This window comes from Clostridium vincentii (assembly GCF_002995745.1).
Lineage (GTDB): Bacteria > Bacillota > Clostridia > Clostridiales > Clostridiaceae > Clostridium > Clostridium vincentii.
In genome coordinates, this window is the sequence record NZ_PVXQ01000096.1 from 1 (window position 1) to 537 (window position 537).

Below are 537 nucleotides of genomic sequence, written 5' to 3' on the forward strand. Positions count from 1 at the left end.
GTGTGAGCGGTAGAGGAGCGTCGTAATCGGGTTGAAGTCGTACCGTAAGGAGCGATGGACTGATTACGAGTGAGAATGTTGGCATTAGTAGCGAGATGTAAGTGAGAATCTTACAGGCCGAATACCCAAGGTTTCCTCAGGAAGGTTCGTCCTCTGAGGGTTAGTCGGGACCTAAGCCGAGGCCGAAAGGCGTAGACGATGGACAATCGGTTGATATTCCGATACCACTACAATCGTTATTATCGATGGTGTGACGGAGAAGGATAGGATGTGCTAGCTATTGGATGCTAGTCTAAGCGTTTAGGGAGTTAGGATAGGCAAATCCGTTCTAACAATTCTGAGGCGTGATGGGGAAGGTTCTACGGAACCGAAGTATCTGGTTCCATGCTTCCAAGAAAAGCATCTAGAAAGAGAAGTAGTGCCCGTACCGCAAACCGACACAGGTGGGTGAGGAGAGAATCCTAAGGCCGGCGGAAGAATCACAGTTAAGGAACTAGGCAAATTAACCCCGTAACTTCGGGAGAAGGGGTGCCTGCT

General features: G+C 49.5%; 1 rRNA gene. It reads left to right on the forward strand.

From position 1 onward, the window contains the following. A 23S ribosomal RNA gene (locus CLVI_RS17220) occupies nucleotides 1-537 on the forward strand; the annotation flags it as partial.